7 protein-coding genes are annotated in these 8,869 nt (G+C 72.3%); 2 read left to right on the top strand and 5 right to left on the bottom strand.

Going from position 1 to position 8,869, the window contains the following annotated elements:
• Window positions 1-140: 140 nt before the first annotated feature.
• Genes ABD844_RS48725 through ABD844_RS48715 form a run of 3 tightly spaced genes read right to left on the bottom strand, consistent with a single transcriptional unit; the run spans window position 141 to window position 2,854 of the window.
• A complete protein-coding gene (locus tag ABD844_RS48725; protein ID WP_344895522.1) occupies window positions 141-692 on the bottom strand; it encodes a hypothetical protein in 552 nt (183 codons plus the stop codon).
• Window positions 693-716: 24 nt separating this feature from the next.
• The gene (locus ABD844_RS48720; protein WP_344895520.1) at window positions 717-2,180 is read right to left on the bottom strand and encodes a sensor histidine kinase; all 1,464 of its coding nucleotides are present in this window, start codon (window positions 2,178-2,180) and stop codon (window positions 717-719) included.
• On the bottom strand, window positions 2,177-2,854 hold the full coding sequence (locus tag ABD844_RS48715) for a response regulator transcription factor (protein WP_344895517.1): 678 nt from the start codon (window positions 2,852-2,854) through the stop codon (window positions 2,177-2,179). The genes ABD844_RS48720 and ABD844_RS48715 overlap by 4 nt, the downstream gene beginning before the upstream one ends.
• A gap of 282 nt (window positions 2,855-3,136) precedes the next feature.
• Between ABD844_RS48715 and erm the strand changes: the two genes are divergently transcribed.
• Window positions 3,137-3,964 (top strand): ErmE/ErmH/ErmO/ErmR family 23S rRNA (adenine(2058)-N(6))-methyltransferase, encoded by an 828-nt coding sequence (gene erm, locus ABD844_RS48710; RefSeq protein WP_344895514.1) that lies wholly within the window; start codon window positions 3,137-3,139, stop codon window positions 3,962-3,964.
• Here erm and ABD844_RS48705 read toward each other — a convergent pair.
• Window positions 3,953-5,338 (bottom strand): hypothetical protein, encoded by a 1,386-nt coding sequence (locus ABD844_RS48705; RefSeq protein WP_344895511.1) that lies wholly within the window; start codon window positions 5,336-5,338, stop codon window positions 3,953-3,955. The two genes, erm and ABD844_RS48705, sit on opposite strands and share 12 nt — an antisense overlap.
• A 117-nt stretch (window positions 5,339-5,455) precedes the next feature.
• Here ABD844_RS48705 and ABD844_RS48700 point away from each other — a divergent pair, with 117 nt between their 5' ends.
• On the top strand, window positions 5,456-7,033 hold the full coding sequence (locus ABD844_RS48700; protein WP_344895508.1) for a molybdopterin-dependent oxidoreductase: 1,578 nt from the start codon (window positions 5,456-5,458) through the stop codon (window positions 7,031-7,033).
• Here ABD844_RS48700 and ABD844_RS48695 read toward each other — a convergent pair.
• The gene (locus ABD844_RS48695) at window positions 7,026-8,828 is read right to left on the bottom strand and encodes a chitinase (protein ID WP_344895505.1); all 1,803 of its coding nucleotides are present in this window, start codon (window positions 8,826-8,828) and stop codon (window positions 7,026-7,028) included. The genes ABD844_RS48700 and ABD844_RS48695 overlap by 8 nt on opposite strands.
• Between the last annotated feature and the right edge of the window lie 41 nt (window positions 8,829-8,869).

The raw sequence follows: 8,869 nt of genomic DNA, 5'->3' as shown, positions 1-8,869 counted from the left end.
GTCACCGCCGAAGCCCATGGCGGCGGCCTCGACCGCGGCGGCCAGCAACGCCAGGCCGCCGGTCCAGGCCAGCAGCCTCAGAGGGCGGCGCCGGCGCGGCGGCAGGGCGCGCGGGGCCGGGCGGGTCTGCTCGGTCTCGGTCACTTGGCCACCCCGACCCCGGGGGACTTCGCGCGGCACGCCTCGAGCGCCTTCTTGAGCTCGGGGGACTCACGCGTGAGCGCGCTCCCGGTGCCGCCGGGGAACGTGCCGTCGGCGTTGGGGTCGGGCATGTCCACGCCGTTGTCCCGCATGCACTTGGCGAACTCGCGGAGCTGGTCGATCTGCTGGGGGTCGAGCTGCTTGCGGTCCGCGTAGGGGGCGTGCTCGCCGCAGGTTTCGAGGGCTTTGCGCACCTTGTTCTTGTCGACGCCCTCGCCGATCGCATTGAGGCCGCCGCTGCCGTCGGGGTCGGGGTCCTCCATGGGGACGCCCTGCTCGCGCATGCACTGGGCGAACTTCCTGCCCTGTTCCTGGGGGTCGGCGGTGGGCGAGTCGGAGGAGGAGGCGCTCGCGGAGGGCGGGCCAGAGGCCGCGGTCACGGAGGCGACTCCGGTGCCGGCCTGCGTGCCGCCGCATCCGGCCAGCGCGGTCAACGCGGTCAGGATGGCCAGGGCGGCGGGCAGGGTCGTGGTGATGAGTGTCCGTCTCATGCCCCCGAATGTGGTCGGCGCCGTTCAATGTGAGCTGGGAGCCGCCTCGGAGTCAGGTGGAAGCTCCCGGCCGGGGAGAGGCTCGGCGTCGGAGAACCGGGTGCCGGGGAGGAGCACGCGGAACGTGGCGCCCCGGCCGGGCGCGGTGTCCAGCTCGACGCGGCCCCCGTGGGCGCGCACGATGGCGGAGACGATGGCCAGGCCCAGCCCGGTGCCGCCGTCGGCCCTGGACCTGCCCCGGCTGGCGCGGTAGAGGCGGTCGAAGACGCGCGGCACGTGCTCGGGCGGCACGCCTGGCCCGGTGTCGGCGACCTCCAGCACGCCCAGGCCGTCGCGCGTGCCGACCCTGACCGTGACGGACGCCTCGGGGGGCGTGTGGCACAGGGCGTTGCCGACGAGGTTGGCGGCCACCTGGCGCAGGCGCGCGTCGTCGCCGACGACCGAGACGGGCGCGAGCCGGTCGCCGAGCCCGGTCAGCCTGATCGGCCGGTCGGGCACCCGTACGCGGGCGTCGCGGATCGTGTCGGCGGCCACCTCCAGCAGGTCCACCGGGTGGCGGTCGAGCGGGCGCTCCTCGTCGAGCTGGGCGAGGGTGAGCAGGTCGTTGACGAGCACGCCCATCCTGGCCGCCTCGTGCTCGATCCGGCTCATGGCCTCGCCGGCGTCGCCGCCCCTGCGGTGCAGCTCGGCGAAGCCGCGTACGGAGGTGAGCGGGGTGCGCAGCTCGTGGGAGGCGTCGGCGAGGAAGCGCCGCATGCGGGCCTCGGAGTCGGTCCTCGCGGCGATCTCGGACTGGAGGCGGTCGAGCATCACGTTCATGGCCGTGGCCAGGCGGCCGGGCTCGGTGCGCGGGTCCTCGGCGTGCACCCGCAGCGCGAGGTCGCCGCGGGCGATCTGCCCTGCGGTGGCCTCCATCCGGGTCAGGGGGCGCAGGCCGAGCCGTACCACGAAGCCGGCCGCCAGCCCGAGCAGGAGCAGCGCGAACGCGCCGGCCGCGAAGGCGATGACGCTGGCCGACCGCTGGGCCTGCTCCACCTCGGCCAGCGACTGCGCGACGACCACGATGTCGCCGCCGTCCAACTGGACGCCGCGGACGCGCCAGTCGGCCCCGTCGGTGCCCGGCACGGTGTAGGGGGCGTCGTCGGCCCTGGGCCGGTCGATGACGGGGGTCGGCTGGTTCTTGGCTTCGGGCGCGCGCATCAACAGCGTGCCGTCGGGGTTGTAGACCAGGATCTGCTGGACCTGTGCGACGCGCCTGGCCACCAGCGCGGACAGCCCGCTCGCCGCCTGCGGCCGCTGGGAGATCAGGGGGATGGGCTTGGCGTCGGCGGCCACGGCGATGACGTCGAGCTGCTCGTCCACGCGGCCGACCAGGTGGTCGCGCAGCAGCGTGACGCTGACCACGTTGGTGACCAGGAGGGCGAGCGCGGCCAGCCCGAGCACGGCCAGCACCAGGCGGGTGCGCAGGGTCCAGGAGGCGGGTCTCATCGCGGGGTCCTCAGGGTGTAGCCGACGCCGCGCACGGTGTGGATGAGCTGCGGCTCGAACGTGTCGATCTTCTTGCGCAGGTAGTAGACGTACGACTCGACGATGCTGGAGTCGCCGTCGAAGTCGTAGCGCCAGACGCTGTCGAGGATCTGCGCCTTGCTGACCACCCGGCCGGCGTTGGTCATCAGGTATTCGAGGAGGTTGAACTCGGTGGGCGACAGGTCGATCGGCACTCCGGCCCTGCGTACCTCGTGGGCGTGCGGGTCCAGTTCGAGATCGGCGTAGCTCAGGACGTCGTTCTCCGGCGGGGTACGGCTGCGCCGCAGGATCGCGCGGATGCGCAGCACCACCTCCTCCAGGCTGAACGGCTTGGCGACGTAGTCGTCGGCCCCGAGGGTGAGGCCGCGTACGCGGTCCTCGACGCGGTCGCGGGCGGTCAGGAACAGCACGGGGACGCGCTCGCCGAGCCGCCTGGCCACCTCGAACCCGTCGAAGTCCGCCAGCATCACGTCGAGCACCACGATGTCGGGCTTGAACTCCCTGGCGGCCGTCACCGCCTCGGCGCCCGTCTCCGCCGTCCGGACCTCGAACGAGACCAGTCGCAGGGTCTGCGAGAGGAGGGCGCGGATGTTGGGCTCGTCGTCCACGACGAGCACCCTGGCCGGTCGGTCCATGCCTGAAGGTTTACCCGAGCCAGTTCAATGCCCGCTCAAAGCGTTTATTGCGTTGCCCGCCCGCGGAGCCGCTGCCTACAGTGACACGCATGTCATCCATGTGCTGCTGCCCGTTCTACATCCGCATCCGCCGCGGCGGGGCTCTGGCCCGCCTGCGGACGCGATGACGCCGAACACGCAGACCTGAGGCAGATCTGAGGCAGATCTGCGGCTGAGCGCCCGCACGCGTGCCCAGGGCCCTTCGAGACCCGTTCGATCTCGAGGACCCGGAAGGGCAGTGCTGTGGCGAAGAATCTCGCGCACGGAAACTATTCACACACTCAGAAGAAGGCCAGGAACGGCGCCGGTGGCGGTCGCACGCCCGTGGATCGGGCGCGGCGCACGCTGTCGCAGAACTTCCTGGTGGATCGGCATGCCGTCGAGCTGATGATCAAGGCCGCCGCTCCGGAGGGGCTCGTCCTGGAGCCCGGACCCGGTGAGGGGGTGCTCACCCTGGCACTGGCCGAGGCGGGCGCCACGGTGGTCGGCTACGAGATCGATCCGAGGCTGGCCGGGCGGCTGGCCTCCCGCACGCGCAGCGATCCCAGGATCGAGGTGATCAGGGGCGACTTCACGCAGGCGCGGGCGCCGCGCGAGCCGTTCGCGGTGGTGGGGAACATCCCCTACTCGATCACGTCGAAGATCGTGGACTGGTGCCTGCGGGCCCCGGCCCTGACCTCGGCGACGCTGCTCACCCAGCGGGAGTACGCCCGCAAGCGCTCCGGCGACTACGGCCGGTGGAGCCTGGTCACGGTGGAGTCGTGGCCGTGGTTCTCCTGGCGGCTGGGCGACCCGGTCGGCAGGGAGAGCTTCCGTCCGGTGCCGTCGGTCGACTCGGCGATCCTGCGCGTCGAGCGCAGGCCGCAGCCGCTGGTGCACGGCCGCCGCTCGTACCTGGAGCTGGTCGAGCTGGGCTTCGGCGGGGTGGGCGGCTCGGTGCGCGCCTCGCTGAAGACCCGCTACGACGGCGTGGACGCGGCGCTGGAGGCGGCCGAGGTGGCCCGCGACACCGTCGTGGGCCACGTCCACCCCGACCAGTGGGTCACGTTGTGGGAGCGCCTATGCCGGTGACCTGACCTTGGCCGACGCCGGCACGGAAGGAGCCAGAGCCGGGGCCGTCGCGACGCGGCGGCCCCACGGCATGGCCAGCGCCAGGATCGGCAGCAGCACGATCGAGGCCCGCGACCAGTACGAGTGCTGCAACCACCAGGTGTTGACGTCGAACTGCGTCATGTAGAGGTAGCCGTAGCCCGCCCACAGGCAGGCGCCCAGGATGGCCGGCCAGGCGAACCGGGTGGGCCGGGCCACCAGGAACGGCATGAACCACAGCAGGTACTGGGCGCCGAGCCGGGGCGTCATCACCATGAACACGAGCAGGATCGCCGTGGTCATGTCGATCGGGTCGGCCCGCCGCCACCAGAAGATGACGCCGAGGACGCTGGCGTAGATGAGGTTGGTGCCGAACGAGGCCAGCCCCGGCTCCAGCGACCAGTCTCCGCCGGTGAACCACGGGGTCCAGCCCCACTCACCGACGATGGGCCGGATGTGGCGGATGGTGTCGATGACCGCCGGGAGCTGGTCGAACGCGGTGCCCGCGAAGACCGGCAGCGTCACCAGGAAGAACAGCGGCACCACGCCGGTGGTGAACAGGGCGGCCACGCGGGAGCGCAGGTTGGGCAGGAGCAGCAGCATGCCGGGGATCAGCCAGATCGGCCAGCTCTTGGCGCACAGGGCCAGGCCCATGAGCAGGCCGGCCAGCGCGCCCCGCCGCAGGTGGGCGCGGTCGTCGGGGCCGGGCAGGAGTGCGCGGTGCAGCAGGCCGCCGCGGCCGACGACGCGCGGGATGGCGGCGCGTACGCCGTGTGCCGCCAACCCCTTGCGGGCCCTGGCGGCCACGTCGGTGACCATGCCGGGCCGGTCGGGGTCGCCGGGGCCGCGGGCGACCACGAACGCGGCCACGCCGAACACCAGAGCGACCGGCTCCACCTGGCCGTGCACGGAGGCGATGAGCACGGCGAGCGGGTTGAGCGCGTACTGCAGGGCGCGCAGGGACGCCTTGGGACCGCCGGCGAGCTTGGCCACCAGCGGGATGAGCACGATGTCGGCGACCACGGTGACCAGGCGGCCGGCGTATTCCCACGGGATGCCCAGCCACAGCAGGATGCCGTAGACGTAGGGGATGGTCGGCAGGAAGTGCCAGCCGCCCTCGCTGGCCAGCGCGGGGTCCTCGCCCCGCAGCACGGCCTCGCCCGCGGGCTTGAAGCTCTCCATGAAGTCGACGGGCTGCCAGGTGTCGATCGCCGAGGTGTACATGATGAGCACGCGGACGGCGATGCCCACGGCGATGGCGACGACAAGAGGGGGCCGCCAGTCACGCCATTGCGCGACGAGGGCGAGCACGACACCGGCGACGAGGACGATCCCCGTGAGAAAGGCGTAATCCATGGCGACCTCTAGCCTGCCGCAACCTGAGCAGTGCTGCCACCAGGGCTTGGCATTCTTATCCCCGACATGCCGACACGTATCCCGATACGACATCACCGTCTGTGTTGAACTTTTTCCATGGGGGGATCGCAGGTCAACCAGGCACTGATCAGGCTCTATTTCGAAGTGAGGGATGGGTTGCGCGACCCGGTCGCGGCCTGGGCGAAACTCACAGGGAACTCACAGGAATACCGCCGCGCCCGAGGTGAGCGGCGGGTGCCGCTGGACGACGAGACGGCGGCGGAGCTGGCCGCGGCGGCGATCGTGGACACCTCGGCCCGGCACGGGGCCGAGCGGGTGGCGGCGCTGGCGACCTCGCCGCTGGCGCGGCTGGTGGGCGGGCTCGGTGGCGCGGTGCTGACCGAGCATCCGTGCGCGACGGAGCAGGTGCTGGGGCCGCGATTCGCCGGTCCGCGGGCCGACGACTGGGCGCGGGCGGCGTACGTGCTGCTGTGGGGGGAGAACAACCGGCTGGTCCGCACCGCCGACACGCCCTGGGTGATCGCCGGACGGTACAAGGGGCAGAAGGTGGTCGCGATCGGTACGCATCCGACGCGGCTGTCGGACGAGACGCTGGTCGTACGGCCGGGCACGGACGGGGCGCTGGCCATGGCCATGGGGCACGTGCTGCTCAAGGAGTTCTTCCTCGACCGGACCCCGTTCGACGAGCACGCCATGGAGCGTACGGACCTGCCGTTCCTGGTGCGGCTGCGCGAGCGCGGTGACGGGTACGTGCCGGGCGGGCTGACGGGCGGGGCCTTCGGGCGGCTCAGCGTGTACGGCGGGGAGGCGGCGGAGGTGCTGCTGCCGCGCTTCGACGACGGGCCCGGGGTGCTGCGGCGGGGCGTGCCCGTCCTGCGGGACGGCGATGAGCTGGTGACGACGGTGTTCGACCTGCTGATGGCCGTCTACGGGGTGGCGCGTCCCGGGCTGCCCGGCCGGTGGCCCGAGGGGTACGAGGACAGGGGTGAGCCGTACACGCCGGGGTGGCAGGAGGCGTACACGGGGGTGGCCGCGTCGCGGGCGCTGAAGACGGCCCGCGAGCTGGGGGTGACGGCCGAGAAGACCGGCGGGCGGTGCGTGATCGTGCCGGGGCGGCTGGAGACGCCGCACGCCGACACCGCCTACCGGGCGATGCTGGCCCTGCTCGTGCTGACCGGGTGCGGCGGCGGGTGGGCGCAGGCGGGCGGGGAGGGGATCCCGCTGGTGCCGTACCTGTGCCTGCACGCCTGCGGTGAGGACCTGGCCGACGTGGGTGCGCTGAGCTGGGCGCTGGCCGAGGGGCTGTTCGCGCGCCGGACGTCGCGCTCGGTGCTGCTGGAGGCGGTGGCCGGCGGCTGGCCGATGGCGCCGCCGCCGCGCGTGCTGGCGCTGCCGCGGCCGATCTACCCGCTGCCGCCGGACGTCGACCTGCTCATCGGGCCGGACGAGCACTGCGACCTGTCGCCGCCCGACCCTGACCTGGTGGCCGGGGCCGTGGCCAGGCTGGCCGGTCGTACGGCCCCGGCGGAGCCGGGCGGGACACCGCGGGCTGAGCGGATGCGGCTGCTGGTGGATCACGCCTGGATGCACGAGTACGGCGAGGCGCTGCCCGTCTACCGTCCGCCGGGCCTGGGCCTCCCGCTCAAGCCCACGCAGTTGGTCCGGTTCAGTTGAGCGCGTTCAGGTAGGCCCGGTGGCTGCGGGAGAACTCCTGCCCGTTGTACCGGTCCCAGTTGATCGACCAGCTCATCAGGCCGCGCAGGTTCGGGTAGACCCCCCGCGGCTTGTACGGCCCGCAGTTGCTCCCCTTGGCCAGGCAGTCGAACGCCTTCTGCACCTCGGCGACCGAGGTGAACCCGTTGCCCGCGTTGACCGAGGCGGGCAGCCCGATGGCCACCTGCTCCTGGCGCAGCGGCGGGAACACGTTGGCCGGGTTGCCCATGATCGGGAAACCGGCGAGCAGCATGTCGGTCATGGCCACGTGGAAGTCGTGCCCGCCCATCGTGTGGTACTGGCCGTCGAGGCCCATGATCGGCCCCGAGTTGTAGTCCTGCACGTGGAGCAGGGTCAGGTCGTCGCGCATGGCGTGGATGACGGGCAGGTAGGAGGCGCTGCGGTTGTCGGCCGTGCCGTTCGGGCCAGGACCGTAGAACTGGTAGCCGAGCTGCACGAAGAACGTCTCGGGGGCCATGGTCAGCGTGAACGCGGCGCCGTAGCGGCTCTTGAGCGTCTTGAGCGCCGAGATCAGGTTGACGATGACCGGGGTGGTGGGGTTGGCGAGGTTGGTGTCGCCGGGGTTGAGGTAGAGGGAGTGGCCCTCGAAGTCGATGTCGAGGCCGTTGAGTCCGTACTTGTCGATGATCGCGGCGACCGACTGCACGAACTTGTCGCGGGCCGCCGTGGTGGTGAGCTGCACCTGGCCGTTCTGGCCGCCGATCGAGATGAGCACCTTCTTGCCCTGGGCCTGCTTGGCCCTGATCGCGGCGATGAAGTCGGCCTCGGACTCGACGCCGGGGCACTCTGCGGCCGGGCACTGGCTGAAGCGGATGTCGCCCGAGGTGACGGAGGTGGGCTCGCCGAAGGCGAGGTTGATGACGTCCCACTCGCCGGGCACGTCGCTCATCTTGGTGTATCCGGAGCCGTTGGCGAACGACGCGTGCAGGTAGCCGACGAGCACCCGCTTGGGCAGCCCGCCGTCGCCACCGCCGCCCGTGGTCGTGGTGCCGCTCGCCTCGGAGGTGTAGGCCGAGCAGTTGCCCGCGGCGTCGCAGGCGCGGACCTTGAAGCGGTACGTGGTCGAGGCGGTCAGGCCGCCCGCCAGGTGGCTGGTCCCGGTCACGAAGACGGGGGCGCCGCCGTCGCGGGAGACCTCGTAGCGGGTGACGCCCACGTTGTCGGTCGAGGCGGGCCAGGTGACGGACAGGGACGACGACGTGGCGCCGCCGACGGACGGGGTGCCGGGCACGGTCGGCGCCTGGGTGTCGGGGGTGCCGCCTGGGCCGTCGAGCACCACGTCGTCGGCCGTGTAGGCGCCCTGGCCGTACCAGCCGTTGAGGTGGACGGTCACCGACGTGGTCGAGGCGCCCGTGGTGAAGGACGTCCTGAGCTGGCTCCAGGTGGTGCCGGGCGAGCCCCAGGTGCTGGCGTTGACGCCGGTCCCGGTGGCGCCCAGGAAGACGTACGTGCCCTGCACCCAGGCCGAGAGCTGATACGTCGTGCCCGGTTGGACGGTGACGACCTGCTGGCACCTGGCCAGGTCGTTGCCCTGCGGAGTCGCGCGCAGCGCCCCCGTTCCCCCGTGCACCGGGGAGGAGACGGCCTGCGCGCCGGAGCACGTCCATCCACTCAGGCCCGACTCGAAGCCGGGGTTGGCCAGGATGTTGGCGGCCGCGGCCGGGGCGGCGGGCAGCGCGGTGGGCAGGGCGATCAGCGCGGTGGCGAGCACGACCGCCGATCCTCGGAGTTTCATGAGCTTCCTCACGCTCGCGGGGAGAGCGGCCCGCCCCCGTT

It is taken from the genome of Nonomuraea antimicrobica (assembly GCF_039536965.1).
In the GTDB taxonomy this organism is placed as follows: Bacteria; Actinomycetota; Actinomycetes; order Streptosporangiales; family Streptosporangiaceae; genus Nonomuraea; species Nonomuraea antimicrobica.
The sequence above is the reverse complement of the archived record's forward strand: the minus strand, read 5'-3'. Positions and strand labels throughout refer to the sequence as shown.

Excerpts from the sequence above, each read along its gene's own strand:
- ABD844_RS48725 (WP_344895522.1), bottom strand. The coding sequence starts at position 692 with ATGAGACGGACACTCATCACCACGACCCTGCCCGCCGCCCTGGCCATC.
- ABD844_RS48720 (WP_344895520.1), bottom strand. The coding sequence starts at position 2,180 with ATGAGACCCGCCTCCTGGACCCTGCGCACCCGCCTGGTGCTGGCCGTG.
- ABD844_RS48715 (WP_344895517.1), bottom strand. The coding sequence starts at position 2,854 with ATGGACCGACCGGCCAGGGTGCTCGTCGTGGACGACGAGCCCAACATC.
- ABD844_RS48705 (WP_344895511.1), bottom strand. The coding sequence starts at position 5,338 with ATGGATTACGCCTTTCTCACGGGGATCGTCCTCGTCGCCGGTGTCGTG.
- ABD844_RS48700 (WP_344895508.1), top strand. The coding sequence starts at position 5,456 with ATGGGGGGATCGCAGGTCAACCAGGCACTGATCAGGCTCTATTTCGAA.
- ABD844_RS48695 (WP_344895505.1), bottom strand. The coding sequence starts at position 8,828 with ATGAAACTCCGAGGATCGGCGGTCGTGCTCGCCACCGCGCTGATCGCC.